The 17,248-nt window shown below is 70.5% G+C and carries 12 protein-coding genes, 1 tRNA gene and 3 pseudogenes; 7 read left to right on the top strand and 9 right to left on the bottom strand.

Annotation, left to right across the window (positions count from 1 at the left end):
• Positions 1-71 precede the first annotated feature (71 nt).
• The 3 genes from ACWGJY_RS16145 to ACWGJY_RS16135 all read right to left on the bottom strand — a co-directional run bounded on the left by ACWGJY_RS16145 (position 72) and on the right by ACWGJY_RS16135 (position 2,908).
• A complete protein-coding gene (locus ACWGJY_RS16145; protein ID WP_453261430.1) occupies positions 72-665 on the bottom strand; it encodes a lytic polysaccharide monooxygenase auxiliary activity family 9 protein in 594 nt (197 codons plus the stop codon).
• Positions 666-990: 325 nt separating this feature from the next.
• Positions 991-1,974 carry a hypothetical protein gene (locus ACWGJY_RS16140; protein WP_453261429.1) on the bottom strand — a complete coding sequence of 328 codons (984 nt, stop codon included), beginning with the start codon at positions 1,972-1,974 and terminating at the stop codon, positions 991-993.
• Between the two features lie 514 nt (positions 1,975-2,488).
• On the bottom strand, positions 2,489-2,908 hold the full coding sequence (locus tag ACWGJY_RS16135) for an SsgA family sporulation/cell division regulator (RefSeq protein ID WP_453261428.1): 420 nt from the start codon (positions 2,906-2,908) through the stop codon (positions 2,489-2,491).
• A gap of 460 nt (positions 2,909-3,368) precedes the next feature.
• On the opposite strand from ACWGJY_RS16135, the gene ACWGJY_RS16130 reads away from it, so the two are divergent.
• From ACWGJY_RS16130 to ACWGJY_RS16120, 3 genes are all read left to right on the top strand, one after another.
• Positions 3,369-3,442: transfer RNA gene (locus tag ACWGJY_RS16130), tRNA-Lys, on the top strand.
• 1,363 nt (positions 3,443-4,805) lie between these two features.
• The gene (locus ACWGJY_RS16125; protein ID WP_453261427.1) at positions 4,806-7,013 is read left to right on the top strand and encodes a glycosyltransferase family 2 protein; all 2,208 of its coding nucleotides are present in this window, start codon (positions 4,806-4,808) and stop codon (positions 7,011-7,013) included.
• A complete protein-coding gene (locus ACWGJY_RS16120) occupies positions 7,010-8,962 on the top strand; it encodes a galactose oxidase-like domain-containing protein (RefSeq protein WP_453261426.1) in 1,953 nt (650 codons plus the stop codon). Before ACWGJY_RS16125 ends, ACWGJY_RS16120 begins: the two co-directional genes overlap by 4 nt.
• A gap of 72 nt (positions 8,963-9,034) precedes the next feature.
• On the opposite strand, the gene ACWGJY_RS16115 is transcribed toward ACWGJY_RS16120, so the two are convergent.
• The 6 genes and pseudogenes from ACWGJY_RS16115 to ACWGJY_RS16090 form a co-directional block, all read right to left on the bottom strand.
• A complete protein-coding gene (locus ACWGJY_RS16115) occupies positions 9,035-10,117 on the bottom strand; it encodes a glycoside hydrolase family 6 protein (protein ID WP_453261425.1) in 1,083 nt (360 codons plus the stop codon).
• Between the two features lie 110 nt (positions 10,118-10,227).
• Positions 10,228-11,343 carry a sortase domain-containing protein gene (locus ACWGJY_RS16110; protein ID WP_453261424.1) on the bottom strand — a complete coding sequence of 372 codons (1,116 nt, stop codon included), beginning with the start codon at positions 11,341-11,343 and terminating at the stop codon, positions 10,228-10,230.
• Positions 11,333-11,785 carry a hypothetical protein gene (locus ACWGJY_RS16105; protein ID WP_453261423.1) on the bottom strand — a complete coding sequence of 151 codons (453 nt, stop codon included), beginning with the start codon at positions 11,783-11,785 and terminating at the stop codon, positions 11,333-11,335. Before ACWGJY_RS16105 ends, ACWGJY_RS16110 begins: the two co-directional genes overlap by 11 nt.
• A gap of 429 nt (positions 11,786-12,214) precedes the next feature.
• Entirely contained in the window at positions 12,215-12,994 is a 780-nt protein-coding gene (locus ACWGJY_RS16100; RefSeq protein WP_453261422.1) for an HAD-IIA family hydrolase, read from the bottom strand.
• 202 nt (positions 12,995-13,196) lie between these two features.
• Positions 13,197-13,838, bottom strand: a pseudogene (locus ACWGJY_RS16095) (extracellular solute-binding protein); the annotation flags it as partial.
• A pseudogene (locus tag ACWGJY_RS16090) lies at positions 13,837-14,259 on the bottom strand (GntR family transcriptional regulator); the annotation flags it as partial. The pseudogenes ACWGJY_RS16090 and ACWGJY_RS16095, both read right to left, overlap by 2 nt.
• Positions 14,260-14,461: 202 nt before the next feature.
• Between ACWGJY_RS16090 and ACWGJY_RS16085 the strand changes: the two are divergent.
• From ACWGJY_RS16085 to ACWGJY_RS16070, 4 genes and pseudogenes are all read left to right on the top strand, one after another.
• A complete protein-coding gene (locus ACWGJY_RS16085) occupies positions 14,462-15,106 on the top strand; it encodes a helix-turn-helix transcriptional regulator (RefSeq protein ID WP_453261421.1) in 645 nt (214 codons plus the stop codon).
• A 5-nt stretch (positions 15,107-15,111) separates the two neighbouring features.
• Positions 15,112-15,678, top strand: a pseudogene (locus ACWGJY_RS16080) (aminotransferase class I/II-fold pyridoxal phosphate-dependent enzyme); the annotation flags it as partial.
• 82 nt (positions 15,679-15,760) lie between these two features.
• Positions 15,761-16,243 carry an aminotransferase class I/II-fold pyridoxal phosphate-dependent enzyme gene (locus tag ACWGJY_RS16075; protein WP_453261469.1) on the top strand — a complete coding sequence of 161 codons (483 nt, stop codon included), beginning with the start codon at positions 15,761-15,763 and terminating at the stop codon, positions 16,241-16,243.
• Positions 16,240-17,241, top strand: coding sequence for an ornithine cyclodeaminase family protein (locus ACWGJY_RS16070; protein WP_453261468.1), 1,002 nt, complete (start codon positions 16,240-16,242; stop codon positions 17,239-17,241). Before ACWGJY_RS16075 ends, ACWGJY_RS16070 begins: the two co-directional genes overlap by 4 nt.
• The last annotated feature ends 7 nt before the right edge of the window (positions 17,242-17,248 follow it).

Here is a 17,248-nt window from a genome sequence, read left to right as displayed (position 1 = left end):
CCGGTTGATCTGGTTGACCCGCTTGGCCTGGTTGGCCTGGTTGGCCTGGTCAGTCCGGTTACCTGGGGGCCTCAGGAGAGGTCGACGTCCGAGCAGGCATAGAAGGCGTTGCCCGTGTCGGCGATGTTCCAGACGCCGAGGATGATGTGGCGGCCGGACTTCTGAGTGGGGACAGTGCCCTGGTGCTGGACGGTCGAGCCCGGCTGTACGCCGCCCATGGGAACCGTCATGAACGGCTCGGGTTCGAGGTCGGCGCGGGTGAGCGGCTTGGCGGGGTCGTAACCGTCCTTGGTGATGAAGTACTCGAAGTCCGTGGTGGCGTGCCGCGCCGTCAGCCGCCAGGTGAAGGTGTAGCCCTGCCCCGGCGAGAGTTTGGTGCCGGGCCACGCGCCGCCGCGCGGATCGTCGAGTTCGGCGAAGTTCTCGTGTCCGCCGGAACAGATCTTGCCGTCCGCGGGGCCGGCGGCCGGGAAGCCCTTGGGGCCCTCGACGCTCTGCGGCTCGTATTGGATCGCACCGCAGTTCTTGACGGTGCCGTTGGCACAGAGCGCCTGCCGGCTGGGCGGCGCGTCGGTGTAGCCGTGACTGGAGGCGCTGCCCGTCGAGAGCAGGGAGACACTCAGGACACCGAGGCCGATCACGGCAGCACTGATTTTTTTGCGCATGCTTCGCTCCTGAAGAACGTGGGGGAGTTCCATGAGCCGGAGAAATGCAGTGCACTGCGATGCCGAACCTGCGGTCTAGACCAAACAGCAGGCTACGGGCGCGGCATTGGGCATGTCCAGACCAATGCCTGGCTCAACAGCCGGCTTCCATGGCCGGCCGCAACGGCTGGCTCAGTGCCGGACGAGGTCCGAACGTGGCCGGAACCAAGCCGAAAGGGGGCCGGAACGGGGTCGGACCTCGCCGGGAGGAACGAGGTGGGCGCGGCGGGTCGGGCCGCGTGGGACCGGATCGGATCGGACCGGGTCGGGCCGGGCCGAGTCCGTGTCAGGCTGCCGCCGTGAGCGGGGCCGTGGTGGGGCGGGCGGCGGCCTGGACAAGGGCCGTGTAGGTGCGGCGGAGGGCGATCAGGGACTCCTGGGCCTCGCGGTAGACGGCGGCGTCGGGGCCGCCGCGGTGGGCGAGGGTGCGCACGGGTGCGCAGTGGCGGTCCATCGCGCTGAGCCAGGCACGGTGCTGCGCCGGCAGATGACGTCGCAGCAGCTGACGCCTGCCCTCACCCATCCGGCGGCCGCCGATGCCCAGCACCGCGTCGGCGGCCTGGAGCACCGGCGGCTCCAGTGCGCCCTGTTCCGCGAGCGCGCCGAGCACCGCGCGCTGCTGCGGCGTGGCCGGCGCGGCCGTCAGCTCCACCGCCTCGGCGAGGAGCTGGGCGCGCAGCGCATGCTGGACGCGCACCAGACGGCGCAGCGCCGTCGGGGTGGAGGAGTCGTCGGGTGACCGGCCCGCAAGGGTTTCGGCGAGCCGGAAGAGCCAGATCCCGTGCGCCTCCAGGCGGGTGGCGGCCAGCATCAACCGGTCCAGCCGGCTGAGCGGTTGCCCCTCCGGGGCCCAGCGGACGATCGGTACGAGCACTTCGGTGCGGGCCAGTTGATCGATGGGGATGTGGCGGCGGGGCTTGCGTTCGGGGACCCAGTTGTGGAGCGCGAGGGTCGGCAGGGCGACGAACTGATCGTGGTCGATACGGTGCGCGATCGCCGTCCACAGGTCGAGAAATGCCTCGTCGGCGACCTTGCGGGCGGCCGGCGCCTGCGGGTCGAGCCCGCCCCAGCCGCAGGACACCGCGATCACCGCGATCCGCATGGCGGCGGCCTCCGCATTGCGCAGGGAGAGGCGGGAGACCCGTTGCCGCAGGGCGGACAACTCGTCGGCGCGACGGGCGCGTTCGACGAGCGCGACGGCGGCATCCCGGTCGGGCGCGATCGCGGCCGCGCGCGCCATGGCATCCAGCAGGGTCCAGGTCCCGATCATGGAACGAACGGGCGGCCGCTCGGGCAGAAAGCCGTGGGCACAGGGGTCATGCGCGAAGCCGGTGGCGATTTCGGGGGCCGGGGCGGAAGACGCGGACGGCGATACGGCGGGGCCGGCCTCCGGTGCCGCGGACGGTATTCGGGCCCTCCCCGACGACGCGGCGGACGGGCCGGACGTGGCGGACGGGCCGGACGTGGCGGACGGGCTGGACGCGCCGGACGCGCCGACGACGGGCGTACCGGAACCGGGCACGGCCGCCGGCGCATCCGCTGACCCGGTCGACGGCCCGTTCGACGGTCCGACCGACGGCCCGTTCGACGCCTCGACCGGCGGCCCGTTCGACGCCCCGGTGGCACCCGTCGGCGCGCCCGCAGTGGCGGTCACCTGCCTGGCCGCAGGCACACCGGCAGCCTCCCTCGCGCCCGCAGCCTCCCTCGCACCCACGCTCGCGGTCGTGCTCGTGCTCATCGTCACGCTCGTGGTCGTGGTCGTGGTCATGATCGCCTGTCCCCCATCAGCACTTCCCGGCGAAGAGCCGGGCCAGGTGGGTGTCCATGTCGAGGTAGCGGTCCTCATGGCCGGGCGGGACGATCGCCACGGTCTGCTCCAGCCAGGCGGTCAGCTCCATCGCGCGCACCGACAGCTCGCACACGCTGTCATCGGTGGACAGCTCGATGTGCACCCGGCGCGATTCGCCCGGCCGGCGGAAAGGCCACACCCGTACGTCCCCCTCGCCGGCCTCGTCGTACAGCCCCGTCAGCAGCAGCTCGCGGGCGAACAGCCAGGTGGCCACCTTCTGGCCACGGCTGAGGAAAGCGACCTCGACCTCGAACGGGCGGTCGCTGCGATAGCTGAACCGGCCGGCCACCGGAACCGCTTCGTCCGGCCCTAGGAGGAGCTGCATCTCAAGGGTGCGCTTGGCTGTCGACACCATGACGATCAACCTTTCCGACGGAGGGGCGAGTCCCGGGGACCCGGTCCGGGGCGCGCGTCCTGGCAGACGTTGCTGTGGAGGGTGGGGTTGCAGCAGGCGGAAGAGGAGTGACGGACGCCATGGCCCGGCACCCCCCGGGCGTGTTCGTTTCTTTCGTCTCGAAGCTCGCCTCAGCCTCTCAACCAGCAGGACATATCGCATGTTGACGGGGCAACTGATGATCTACAGCCAGGGAATCGATGAACTCGATCTTCACAGAGCAATAAGGGCGGACCGCCGGCCGAAGGTCCCAGGATCAAGGGACTTTTGCCCCGTATGGGGAAGGTTTGTCGTGAGGTACCGCGGACGGGCCGGACGCGGTGCCGCGAGTGGCCAGGATCACACGACCCGAGCGCGTGAGCTGTACAGCCGGGGGCACGGAGCACCTCTCGAGTTCGTGTAAAGTTCTTCAGGTCAGCGCGCGCCGCTAGCTCAGTTGGTTAGAGCAGCTGACTCTTAATCAGCGGGTCCGGGGTTCGAGTCCCTGGCGGCGCACGTCACTGAGGCCCCTCGCCATGCGGGGGGCCTCAGTCATGAGATCGGCCGGACGGATGACCCGTGCCGCCATCCCCTCGAAGAGCCCCCCGAAGCCGAACGGCGCAAGCGCGGCCACCGGCAGCACCGGCCCCCATGCCCGCGCCACCCCTACCCGGGCATCGCCGGCGCCCACGCGCGCAGCACCCCCACCGGGCACCACCGGCCCCCGTGCACGCATCGCCCGGCCGGCCGCACCGGCACCCGAGCGGGCAGACCTCGCGTACACCCGCCGGCGACAGCCGATATCTGTGCGATCACAAACGGTAACGACCGGATCGCGCACGGATCGCGCACGGATTCGGCCGCCGCGGAGATCCCTCTTTTCTCCGCAGACCCTCCGTCCCTCCGGTCCCGCGTTCCGCCGTTCCACCACTCCGCCGCTCCCCCGTTTTGCGCCTTTCCGGGCCGGGCCGCGCCGGGCCCGGACACGGTGGATGGCTGCCGCCCCGTCGGCCGAGGCGGCGCCGGCACTCACCACAGCAGGCTCCGGAATGCCGGTGACACCGTCCACGGATTGGACACCCGCGACGCCCCCCGCAGACCGCCCAGACAGACCGAGAGGGCTCCCGGCGAGTGGCCAAAGCTTCGGCCAAATTGACGTACGCGCGGGTAACTTCACTGGTATCGACATCCCCGCCGAACCCACCGTCGAGCCACCTCTCGACCGATTTGCCGGCGAATTCGTTCAGGTACCGCCACATGCCGCATGCGCGGGTCCTCAAGTCCCTTGACCAGGACGTTCGTTCATCTCGTCGGGGCGGTCCAGACCGCCCGTCAGGCCGCCGGGGATTCCCTCGACGCGCACTGATTTCTTTGCCGGTTGATGGTGTGACAGCGGGGGGAATAACCGATGAGAGACAACCCTTATACGCACCGTGCCCGCCCACTCCGCGCGGAGCATGGCCACCCCCGGCCATTACCACGATATCCATCGACAGCGGGAAATTTGACACCAGTTCCGGATCATTGTGATGTGCCCTGGGCCACACGCCGCCCCCGCTTGCGCACTCTTGTGCATAATTCCCTCGGCAACTCTTGCCATCGCGACGGCAGTTAGGGACGCTGACCTGGCAACTCGGCGAAAAAGGGCCGCATCCAGCCGAGTGGAACGACCGGGTCCGCCGGTTGGCGTGATGTGAACACGGGGAAATCGCCGCTTGGCAGGATCGCAGCAGCGTTGCACACGCAACCGGAGGATGGCTGCCACCGTCTGACGGTGCAGGCGGCCGACATCAGAGCGCCCGGACCTGCCGCGGGGGACCGCGGACCCGGGCCATCAGCAAAAGGCACGCAGCCATGTTGCGTGCGGGGGGATGGACTCATGACTGCGCCGCCTGACGGTTCCCGGCCGCAGCACCCGTACGACCCGTCGGCCACGACGCGCCTGCGCGTGCCACGCCAGCACTGGCAGCGGCGGAACCAGCGCAAACCGCTGCCGCGCTACGACTACGAGCACTACAGCCGGCTGGCCGGTCCGCTCACCCGGCCCGACCCGGACAAGCCCTACACGGTGCGCTATCGCTCGCTGCTCGCGGACGAACCGCACCGCATACGGGCGGCCCTGCTGCTCGGCGCCGCACCGCTGGTCTCCTTCGGGCTGCTGGTCTGGCTGATGCAGCCGGGCCACTGGACCGAACGCGACTACCCCGCCTACGACTTCCTTCCCGTGCTGGACGTCGTCATGCTGGTCTCGATCGGGCTGATCGAGTTGTTCCGGTGCATGAATGTGCTGTCCAACGCGCACGCCACCCTTGTCGCCCGCGACCCCATACCCGTCATACCGGAGAGCGGCACCCGCGTCGCTTTCCTCACCTCCTTCGTGCCCGGCAAGGAACCCCTCGCCATGGTGACGAAGACGCTGGAGGCGGCGGTCAAGATACGCCACCGCGGACTGCTGCACATCTGGCTGCTGGACGAGGGCGACGACCCCGACGTCAAGGAGGTCTGCCGGCGGCTGGGCGTGCACCACTTCTCCCGTAAGGGCGTCCCGGAGTGGAACCGGCCCAAGGGCCCGCACCGCGCCAAGACCAAGCACGGCAACTACAACGCCTGGCTGCAGGCCCACGGCGACGCCTACGACTACTTCGCCTCCGTCGACACCGACCATGTCCCGCTGCCCAACTACCTGGAACGGATGCTGGGCTTCTTCCGCGACCCGGACGTCGGCTTCGTCATCGGCCCCCAGGTGTACGGCAACTACGACACCTTCGTCACCAAAGCCGCCGAGTCCCAGCAGTTCCTCTTCCATGCGCTGATCCAGCGGGCCGGCAACCGCTATGGCGCGCCGATGTTCGTCGGCACGTCCAACGCCGTACGCATCAGCGCGCTCCAGCAGATCGGCGGGCTGTACGACTCGATCACCGAGGACATGGCGACCGGCTTCGAGATGCACCGGCACCGCAATCCGCAGACCGGGAAGAAGTGGCGCTCGGTCTACACCCCGGATGTGCTCGCGGTCGGCGAGGGGCCCACGGCCTGGACCGATTTCTTCACCCAGCAGCTGCGCTGGTCACGCGGGACGTACGAGACGATCCTCAAGCAGTTCTGGAAGGCGCCGTTCACGCTGCCGGTGGGCCGGCTCTTCAACTACACCATGATGGTGATCTTCTACCCGATGTCGGCGCTGAACTGGATTCTGGCGGCGCTCAGTTGTGCGCTGTTCCTGGGTCTGGGGGCGTCGGGCGTACAGATCGATCCGGCGGTGTGGATGATGCTCTACGGCAATGCCTCGGCGTTGCAGATCGGGCTGTACATCTGGAACCGGCGGCACAATGTCTCGCCGCACGAGCCGGAGGGCTCCGGCGGGGTCGCGGGCATGGTGATGTCCGCGCTGTCCGCGCCGATCTACGCCCGGTCGCTGTTCGACACCGTACTGCGCCGCAAGAGCAAGTTCGTGGTCACGCCGAAGGGCGACTCGTCCAGCCCGGACACGCTCTTCGGGACGTTCCGGGTGCATCTGTTCTTCCTGCTCATCTTCGGGGGCTCGCTGGGCGCCTCGTTCGTGCTGGGGCACAGCCATCCGGCGATGGTCACCTGGGCGGTGCTCGCCATGCTGATCACCGCCGCGCCGATCGTCGCCTGGCGGGTGGGCGTACGGAAGGAGAAGGAGAAGCAGAAGGGGAAGCGGGGGGAGGCGGCCGCCGGAGCCGGGGACCCTGGTGCCGGGGGCACGGCCGCGGGGGGCGCGGGTGCCGGGACCGGTGCGAGGAGCGATGCCGCCGCCGGTGCCGGGGGCGGGGGCGATGCCGCCGCCGGCCACGCCGCCGGTGCCAGGGGTGGCGGTGGGGGCTCCGCGGACACGGTGGTGGCGGAAGCCGTCGATCCGGCCGGCCGGCCCCTCACCGGGCGCGGCCCCGCTCCGGCCGCCGGCCAAGCCGCCGACCAGGCCACTGACCAGGCCACTGACCAGGCAGCCGACCAGGCAGCCGCCGACTCGGCTGGATCCGCCGGCCAGGCCGTTGAGCGGGCCGCCCCGCCCCTCACCACCGAACAGACCCTGCAGATCGCCCTTGGGGGACGTCACACATGAAGTACCGTCCGAGCCGTCGCACGCGCAGAGTGACGATAGCGTCGGCGGTGGTGCTCGCGCTGGCCGCAATGAACGGGCCGGCCCTCTACAGCTTCGCCTCGGAGCAGTACCACCAGTACGAGATCAACAAGCCGGAGTACAAGGCGGCGAACGGCCACTGGGACGTCGTCAACGTCCCGGACAAGTACCGCATCAACACCATCCACGCGGCCCTGCTGCACACCGGGAAGGTGCTGCTGGTCGCGGGCTCCGGCAACAACGCGGCCAATTTCAAGGCCAAGTCGTTCCGTACGGTCCTGTGGGATCCGGAGAAGAACACCTTCAAGAACATCCCCACGCCCAAAGACCTGTTCTGTTCCGGGCACACCCAGCTCCCGGACGGCAAGCTCCTGGTGGCCGGCGGCACCCAGCGCTACGAGAAGCTGAACGGCGATGTGAAGAAGGCCGGCGGCCTCATGATCCTCTACAACGAGAATCCGGACGGCCCGAAGACCTTCCCGGCCGGCACGCTCTTCACCGGCAAGCAGAACGGCAAGACCTTCGCCTCCAAGGACCCGGTCGTGGTGCCTCGGGCGAAGAAGACCACCGACCCGCAGACCGGCAGGGTCACCGTGGTGCACAGCGAGGCCCGGGTCTATGTGGAGGCCCTCAAGGACGGCCGCAGCTACTCCACCGGCTCCCAGGACAACTACCGTATCCATGGCCTGACCGGCGCGGACGCCCATAACTTCTACGGCATCGCGCAGAAGCTGTCGTTCGACAAGAAGGATTTCCAGGGGATCAAGGACTCCTTCGAGTTCGACCCGGTGGCCGAGCGCTACATGCGCGTCGACCCGATGAACGAGGCCCGCTGGTACCCCACACTGACCTCCTTGCAGGACGGCAAGGTGCTCGCGGTCTCCGGGCTGGACGAGATCGGGCAGGTCGTCCCCGGCAAGCAGGAGGTCTACGACCCGAAGACGAAGAAGTGGACGTATCTGCCCAAGCGGCGCTTCTTCCCGACCTACCCGGCGCTCTTCCTCACCGACCAGGGCCGGATCTTCTACACCGGCTCCAACGCCGGCTACGGCCCCGACAACATCGGCCGCACGCCCGGCATCTGGGACCTGAAGTCCAACAAGTTCCAGACCGTGCCCGGGATGAGCGATCCGAAGATCCTGGAGACGTCGATGTCGGTCCTGCTGCCGCCGGCTCAGGAACAGCGGTACATGGTGCTGGGCGGGGGCGGGGTCGGCGAGGACCCGAAGTCCACGGCCAAGACCCGGATCGTGGATCTGCACGCCCCGTCGCCGCGCTTCAAGGACGGGCCTCCGCTGTATGCGAAGGCCCGCTACCCGAGCAGCGTGATCATGCCGGACGACACGGTGCTGACCACGAACGGCTCCGGTGACTACCGCGGACGCAGCGACTCCAACATCCTCAAGGCGGAGCTGTACGACCCGGCGACCAACTCCGCCCGGCAGGTGGCCGACCCGCTGGTGGGCCGCAACTACCACTCCGGTGCGCTGCTGCTGCCCGACGGCCGGGTGATGACCTTCGGCTCCGACTCGCTCTACGCCGACAAGGACAACACCAAACCGGGCGTCTTCCAGCAGCAGATCGATCTCTACACCCCGCCCTACCTCTACCGGAAGTCGCGCCCCGAGCTGACGGACAAGGGTCCCCGGACGCTTTCGCTCGGCAGCAGCGCGGCATACGGCGCCCCGCACGCCTCGGCCATCAAGAAGATGCGGCTGATCCGGCCCGGCTCGTTCACCCATGTCACCAACGTGGAACAGCGCTCGATCGCACTGGACTTCACGGTGACGAAGGGCGGCGACGGCGTGTCGGTCACGCTGCCCAAGGACCCGTCACTGGTGCCGCCCGGGTGGTACATGCTCCATGCGGTGGACGGCCAGGGGACGCCCTCCAAGGCGGTGTGGGTGAAGGTTGCGGCGGAGCGCCGCTAGGTACGCGCCTCGCGTTCGTGACGTTCACGCCGTGACGGCGACCGGCAGCGGTCGCCGTCACGGCCCCGGAGGCTACTTCTCGGCGCTACGCGCCAGCCCCAGGGCGTACGTGGGCCACCAGGTGCCCGCCTTGGGGCCGCCCTTGCAGGTGCCGTCCGACTCTCCCGGGCGCTTGATCCACAGGTAGGCGGCTATCAGAGGGTCGTCGGTCTTGGTGGTCGGCGGGATGCCCAGGGCACGGCCGGGTGGGTTGCACCAGTTTTCCGGGTCGTCGCCGCCCGGGGCCGGACCCTTGCCGTTGCGGCTGGTGTCGATGACGAAGGGCTTGCCGCCGACCATCGCGGACAGCCGCTTGCCGTACTCCGTGTTCTCGGCGGTGGTCTGGTAGTTGGAGATGTTCAGCGCGAAGCCGTCGGCGCGGTCGATGCCGGCCCGCTTGAGCGGTTCGACCATCTGGCCCGGGTCCTTGATCCAGTGCGGATTGCCCGCATCCAGATAGACCTTGGTGTGCGGCAGCGCCTTCAGCTTGCCGACCGCCTCCGTCAGCAGGGCGTAGCGCTCCTCCTGGAACTGCTGTGGGGTGCACCTGTCCGCGATGTGCGGCAGCGCGTCGGGCTCCAGGATGACGGTCGTGGCGCGGTCACCGATGCCTTGGAGTACGCCGTCCAGCCAGGCCCGGTACGCGTTGCCGTCGGCGGCGCCGCCCTGGGAGTAGCGGCCGCAGTCGCGGTGCGGGATGTTGTAGAGAACCAGCAGCGCCTCGCGGTCGGCCTTGGCGGCCGCCTGGGTGAAGCCGCGCGCCTCCCCCTGCGGGTCGTCGACCCCTATCCATTCCGCGACCGGCTGCGCCGCGATCTTGTCGGCCAGCCGCGCGTCCGCGGCCCTGCCGTCGTTGCCGTACGCGGCCACCTGGCGGGCCGCCTTGCTGTCCGGGTTGACCCAGAACGGCGTGACGGACTTGGGGCGTTGGCCCGGTCTGGCCGGCACGCTGTCGTCGCTGCCGCCGGACGAAGAGCAGCCGGCGAGGACCAGCAGCGCCAGTGCCCCCACCGCCGCCCTCGCCGATGCCGCCCTGCCGCGCGCGGTGCGCCGCCGGCCGTCGCCGGGGCCGCCCGGCGGACCGGCCGCGGCCATCCGTCGCAGATTGCCGTACATCCACTCCCCCCTCGGAGCATCGAACAGGCCGGCGGGGGCCGCCGGCGACATCCATCGTGGCACACGGCCGCCCGCCCGGGTCGGCCTGTGGAGGGGCTGTCCACAGGCCGCTAAGGCACTTGACGAATGGCGGTCGTGGTGGTTCGTCCATCCCCTGCGTCCGCCGCCTGAAGGGACGTCAAGTAGGCGGACACCACGGCCACGTTCGAGGCGCCGTCGACTCGACCGGGGCCCGTGGCACGGTAGTTGCCGCCGGCCTCGTGGACGATCAGCCGCAACTCGGAACGGCCCCGGTAGCGGACGGCGCAGGCCTTGTGCGCGTCGAAGTGGTCACGGTCGTAGAGCTGGACGTCCTCGACGGTGAAGTGTGCGGTACTGCCGTCGGCGCGCCGGATGTCCACCCGCTCCCCCGGCCTCAGGCCGGTCAGACGGTGCAGGACGGTCCGCCGGGCGTGCGGGTCGCGGCCGGAGCCGGCCCGGCCCACGAGCAGCGCCGCGCCTGCCTCCCCCGGCCGCGGCCCCGCTGCGTACCAGCCGACGGGCGCCGGGGAGTCGTCCGGGGGCGGGGTGAGGATGCCGTGCTCGTCGACGCCTCGTTCGGTGAGGGCGGCCTCCCGTACACCGAGTGCGTCGAGGGTGATCCGTACGGGCTTTGCGGTCCCGGTCCCGGTGGCGGGCGCCGTGGCGGGCGCATGCGGGGGTGCCTGGCGGCCCAACGGGCGTCCGACGGCGGCGACATCACCGGTCGTGGCGAGCTGCGCGGCCACCCCGTCCGCCAGATCGCGCCCCCACACCCACAGGCCCAGCAGCAGCACGGCCCAGGCCACACCGGCGAGGAGCTTTCCGGGGCCGGGGGTGGGGGTGGGGGTAGGGGTGGGGGTGGGCCTGGACGTGGGACGGGAGCCAGGGGTGGAGCGGGGGCCGCGGGCGGAGCGGGGGCCGCGGGTGGAGCGGGGGCCGGCGCTGATGCCGGTGCGGGGGCTGATGCCAGTGAGGGGGCTGATGTCGGTGTGTGGGCTGATGTCGGTGTGTGGGCTGATACCGGTGGTGGCATTGGCGCTGGTGCCGGGTACGCCATCCCCGCCGGGTACGCCATCCCTGCCGGGTACGCCCTCCCCGCCGGGTACGTCGCCGCTACCCGATGCACCGCCCCTGCCGCCTACTCCGGACAGGGCGGGCGCCCCGACTGCCGCCTCGGCCCGCCGCCGCTGTTCCTCAGCTCTCATCGGCGTCGCCCCGCCGCTCGCGGCGCAGTCGGAGCCGGAGCCGGAGCAGCTGCCCCGCGATGACCAGGACGGCGCCACCGGCCAGCACCAGGCCGACGGCCGACGTACTGCTCAGCTCCTGGCGGGGCGCGGCCTCGGAGACCGCATCGGGGCGAATGCCCTGGGCGAGGCGGACGGCCGGAACGGAGTGGGCGACCGGAACGGGGCGGGCGACGGCCTCGGGGCGGGCGACCGGAACGAGGCGGGCGACCGCATCGGGGCGGGCGCCGGACCGCCCGTCGTTGCGGCCGGGTCCCCGCAGGGTGACCACCCCACCAGGGGCGGCCGACGCGGGGGCTGCCGACGCCGGGGCGACGGAGACCGTTCCGGTGCTGGTGCTGGTGCTGGTGCGGGTGCCGGCGCCGGTGGCGTGTGCGTCCCCGCCGTGGGCGGGCGTCGTCATCACCGCGCAAGCCGCGACTGCGGCACAGAGAGCAAGTTGCCGTGAGCGCATGGTGAACCTCCGATAACTCCGAAGGTCCGCCCGAGCGGGCCCGACCGCATCCGGTGCGGTCCGAGGGTGCGCCGTTCGGGTGGGGCCGGGGCAACGGTGGCCCGGCCGGCCGCGGCGTGGGGGCATAAAAGTGGTCCGGGCCGCCTGACAACTCCGACGACGACCACCCGGCCGGAGCTGTCACCCTCGACGATCACCCGGCCAAGGCGGTCACACTCGGCGTCACCCCGGCCAGGGCAGTCACACCCGGCGTCACCCCGGCCAGGGCAGTCACACCCGGCATCGCCCCGGACAAGGCAGGCGCACTCGGCATCGATCCAGCCAGGTCAGCCCGTCCGGCGCCGATCCGCCCCGGTCACACCCGCACGCCCCGCGCGCTCACACCAGGTCGATCAGGTCCGCGATCGAGTCCACCACGCGGGAGGGCCGGAACGGGTGCCGCTCGACCTCCTCGGGGCGGGTCAGCCCGGTCAGCACGAGGAAAGTCTCCATGCCCGCCTCCAGACCGGCCAGCACATCGGTGTCCATCCGGTCGCCGATCATCGCAGAGGTCTCGGAGTGGGCGCCGATGACATTCAGCCCGTGCCGCATCATCAGCGGGTTGGGCTTGCCGACGAAGTACGGTTCGACGCCCGTCGCCTTGGTGATCAGCGCGGCCACCGAGCCGGTCGCGGGCAGCGCGCCCTGCGGGGAGGGACCGGTCTCGTCGGGGTTGGTGGCGATGAACCGCGCGCCGTCGTTGATCAGCCGGATCGCCTTCGTCAGCGCCTCGAAGCTGTAGGTGCGGGTCTCACCGAGGACGACGTAGTCCGGGGAGTGGTCGGTCAGGACATAGCCGATGTCGTGCAGGGCGGTGGTCAGGCCCGCCTCCCCGATGACATACGCCGTGCCGCCGGGCCGCTGGTCGTCCAGGAACTGGGCAGTGGCCAGCGCGGACGTCCAGATCGACTCCCACGGCACCTCCAGCCCGATGCGGTTCAGGCGGGCGTGCAGGTCACGCGGGGTGTAGATGGAGTTGTTGGTCAGCACGAGAAAGGGCTTGCCCGATTCGCGCAGCCGCTTGATGAAGGCGTCGGCCCCGGGGATCGGAATGCCCTCGTGCATCAGGACGCCGTCCATGTCGGTGAGCCATGACTCGATCGGCTTGCGCTCTGCCACTGCCGGACTCCTGCCGTGCGTGTTGACCAAGGGCGCCGGCCGTCTCCCGCACGCGTCGTGGGCCACCCGAGTGACCCACATGTCGTACATACGGCCGACGCCCCCACCATAAGTCAGCAGGCGGAGCCCCAGACCTCCTGCGATCACCGCGATCACCGCGATCACTGCGATCAGCCGCTCGGGCGGGCCCGGCCACGTCGGCTCAGCTCCCGGTAGCCGTGCGCCACGCCTCCACGTACGAGTCCAGATTCTTGTCGATGTCCTTCCAGTCCGGCTGGAAGATCTCGACGTTCTTCATGAGCCCGGCGAGTTCGGTGGCGTGGGCATCGGTGGCCTTGATGTCGTTGCGGGAGGTGAAGCCGCCTCCGACGGAGGAGACCTGGCGCTGGCCCCCGGGGGACAGCAGGTAGTCCAGGAACTTCTTGGCGTTGGCGCTGTGCGGGGCGTTCTTGACCAGGCCGGCCGCGTACGGGAGGGCGAAGGTCGTGGGCTTGCTGCCGGGCTTGGCAGCGGGGAAGAAGATGCCCTGGTTCGGCATCGACTTCATGTTGGCGTAGTTCATCTGGACATCACCGTTGGCGACGAGGAGTTCGCCCTTGTCGGTCTTGGGGGCGAGCTGGCCGGTGGAGGAGGACGGGCCGACATTGTTGGCCTGGAGCTTCTTGAGGTAGGACATGGCCGGGCCCTGGCCTCCGAAGTCGTGCAGGGCCTTGATGAGGACGGCGGTGCCGTCGCCCGCGACGCCGGGCGTGGAGTACTGGAGGTTGTTCCTGAACTTGGCGTCCAGCAGGTCCTGCCAGGTGGCGGGGGGCTGCTTCAGCTCCTTTTTGTTGTAGATGAAGCATGTGCCATACGGCGTCGCCCACTTCGAGCCCCAGATCGCCGGCGAGCCGCGGCGGGCACGGGAACCGGTCCAGTCCGACGAGGTGCCGGCCGGGCCTGCGACCCTGGCCGCGTACGCCCTCCGTGTAGCTCGCGAGCGACAGCGGCTGCTCCATCTTGGGGCCCGCGACGACCGTGCCGCGCCCCAGCCGCCGCAGCCGCCCCTCCAGGACCAGTTCCCGCAGCGCCTGGCGCAGGGTCTCGCGGGAGACCTCGAAGCGCAGCGCCAGCTCGCGCTCGGTGGGCAGCACTTCCCCCTCGCCCAAGTCCGCCAGCAGCGCGGCGATTTCGACCTTGACCGCGTAGTACTTGGGGATGCGTCCGTGCTCGGGGACGCCGGACCGGATGGGTGCGCCAGGATCCTGGCCGTACGGGAACTCCACATGGCGATCCTCGCACTACGGCCGGATCCCCATGGACCGATCCTGGGGGGCCGGCGCAGCCGCGCCGGCTCGTGCGGGAGGCCGGCGCAGCCGCCCCGGCGCGTGCGGGGTGGCGGCGGGCGGCGCCCGGGAGAGATCCGGTGGCCCTGAAGGCCGAACACCGCCCTGGACTTTCTGTCCGATCTGGACTTACAGTCCAACCATGGGGAAAGCGGAAGAGGGCCACGACCCTCGTGTGCAGATGTGGGCGCCGGTATGCCAGGCCGTCGCATCGCTGCTCGGCCCGTACGCCGAGGTCGTCCTGCACGACCCGGAGAGCGACCGGGTCCTGGAGATCTGGAACCCGATGACGTCCCGCGGCCCAGGAGATCCTTCGCTGCTGGGCGAACTGGACGACCTCGCCCCGTCGGCGCGGGACATGTACGGGCCGTACGAGAAGCTGCTCTCGGACGGCCGCCGTCTGTCGTCGGTGAGCGCGGTGCTGCGGGATGCGCAGGACCGGCCGTCGGCGGTGCTGTGCATCAATCTTGACCGCACGCCGCTGGAACAGGCCGCAGCCGCCTTGTCCGCCTTCGGCGCCCCGACGGTGCAGCGCCCTGAGCCACTGTTCGAGCAGGACTGGTCCGAGCGCATCCAGCACATCGTCGGCAGCCATGTCCGCGAAACGGGCCGCCCCGTCGCACGCATGACCCGCCAGGACCGCCTGACCGTCCTCGGCCGGCTGGACGAGGCCCGGGTCTTTGCGGTGCGCCGCGCCGCCCCGGTCGTCGCCGGGGCCCTGCAAGTGTCCCGGTCCACCGTCTACGGCCTGCTGGCCGAGCTCAGAGCATCCCACCCAAAGGACTGACCACCATGACCCGGCTGCCCGACTTCCGTCTGGAAACGTACTTTTCCCGCTGGGAGTTCACCGCCCGTCACCACCTGACCGCCTCCGACGCCCAGACCATGACACTCGGCGAACTGCTCGCGCTGGCCGACGACAAGGACCGCGACGCCTTCGAGAAGCTTTCGCTGGGCTACACCGAGACCTTCGGCGATCCGGCCCTGCGCGAGGTGATCGCCCAGACGTACGAGCACGCCGACGCAGACGACGTCATCTGCTTCGCGGGCGCCGAGGAAGCCCTCTACTTGGCAATGAACACCCTGCTCGGCGCGGGTGACCACGCGGTGGTGGTGACCCCGAACTACCAGGCCGCCGAGACCGTGCCGCTGGCGCTGTGCGAGGTCACCGGCGTGGCCCTCGATCCGGACCGCGACTGGGCTCTTGACCTCGACGACGTGGCGGCGGCGATCCGGCCGAACACCCGTGTCGTCTCGGTGAACTTCCCCAACAACCCCACCGGCAAGGTCATCGACACCACCGACTTCACCGCGCTGGCCCGCCTGTGCGATGAGCGTGGCATCCACCTCTTCAGCGACGAGGTCTACCGCGGCCTCGAACGCGACCCGGCCCGCATCCTTCCGCAGGCCGCCGACCTGTCCGAGCGCGCTGTCCCTGAACGTGACCTCCAAGTCCCTGGGACTGCCCGGACTGCGCATCGGCTGGATCACCTGCCGCGACCGCGCGCTGCGCTCACGCCTAGAGCGGGCCAAGCACTACACCACCATCTGCAACTCCGCGCCCAGCGAGGTCCTGGCCCGCATCGCGTTGAAGGCCCGCGAGAAGATCCTGGACCGCAACCGGGCCCTGATCGCGGCCAACCTGCCGTCCTTCGAGTCGTTCTTCGCCGAGTTCCCGGACGACTTCGCGTGGCAGGCGCCGGACGGCGGGTGCGTCGCCTATCCCCGCTACCTCGGCGCCGACGGGGTGGAGGAATTCTGCACCCGTCTGGTGACGGACGCGGGCGTCCTGCTGCTGCCCGCGAGCATCTACCGCTCCGAACTCACCGACACCCCCGCCGACCGGTTCCGCATCGGCATCGGCCGCCGCCATGCGGAAGAGGGCCTGGCGGCCTTCGCCCGGTGGATGCGGGCACGCCGATGACTCTCCCCGTCTTCGACGCGGCCGCCATCCGGAAGGCCGCCACCTCGCAGCTGGTCCTCGACACCATCCGTGAGGCGCTGATCGCTCACGCCGAAGGCCGCACCAGCGTGCCGCCGCCGCTGCACCTGGCCTTCCCCGGAGCCGACGGGGACTGCCACGTCAAAGCCGGCTGGATCACCGGCGCCAGCGACTTCACCGTCAAAATCGCCACCGGCTTTTACGGCAACCCCGGCCTCGGCCTGCCGTCCAACCATGGTCTGGTCTGCGTGGTCAGCGCCCGTACGGGACAGGTGCGCGCGCTCCTCGACGACCGCGGTCTGCTGACCGCCTGGCGCACCGCCGCCGCGGGCGCACTGATCACCCATGCCATGGCCCGGCCCGGCGCCGTCACCCTGGCCGTCTTCGGCACCGGCGAACAGGCCCGCCTCCAGGCCACCTGGCTGGCCAGGCTCCGCCCGGTCAGCCAGGTGCTGGTCCACGGCCGCAACCCGCACCGTGCGACCGCCCTGTGCGACGACCTCCACGCGCACGGCCTGCCCGCCCGGCCCGCTCCGGCACAAGAGGCCGCCGGCGCCGACATGATCATCACCACTACTCCGGCAACAGCCCCCGTCCTGGATGCCGGTCACCTGCGCGAAGGCGCGCACGTGACCGGCATCGGCACGGACATGCCGCACAAGAACGAACTGCCCCCTGCGCTCTTCCGCCGCGCACGGCTGATCGCCACCGACGACCACGCCCAGTGCCTCGGCCACGGCGACTTCGGCCACGCCGTCCGCGCCGGCGCCGCCGCCGAGGACGGCGACATCGCGGCCGGCTTGCTCCTCAAGGCACCCGTCGACCGACCGGACACCGCCATCACCGTGGCCGACGTCACCGGCGTCGGAGCACTCGACGCGGCACTCGCCTCGGCCGTCCTCGGCCGGCTCCGCCGGGACGGGCGGATTCCCGCAGCCGAGGGTGGGGAAGGAGACGCCGGGCGGCCACCCGCCCCCTGACCGCGCG

It is taken from the genome of Streptomyces sp. NPDC054765 (assembly GCF_053612065.1).
Note: the sequence above shows the minus strand (reverse complement) of the source record. Positions and strands in the feature narration are given on the sequence as shown.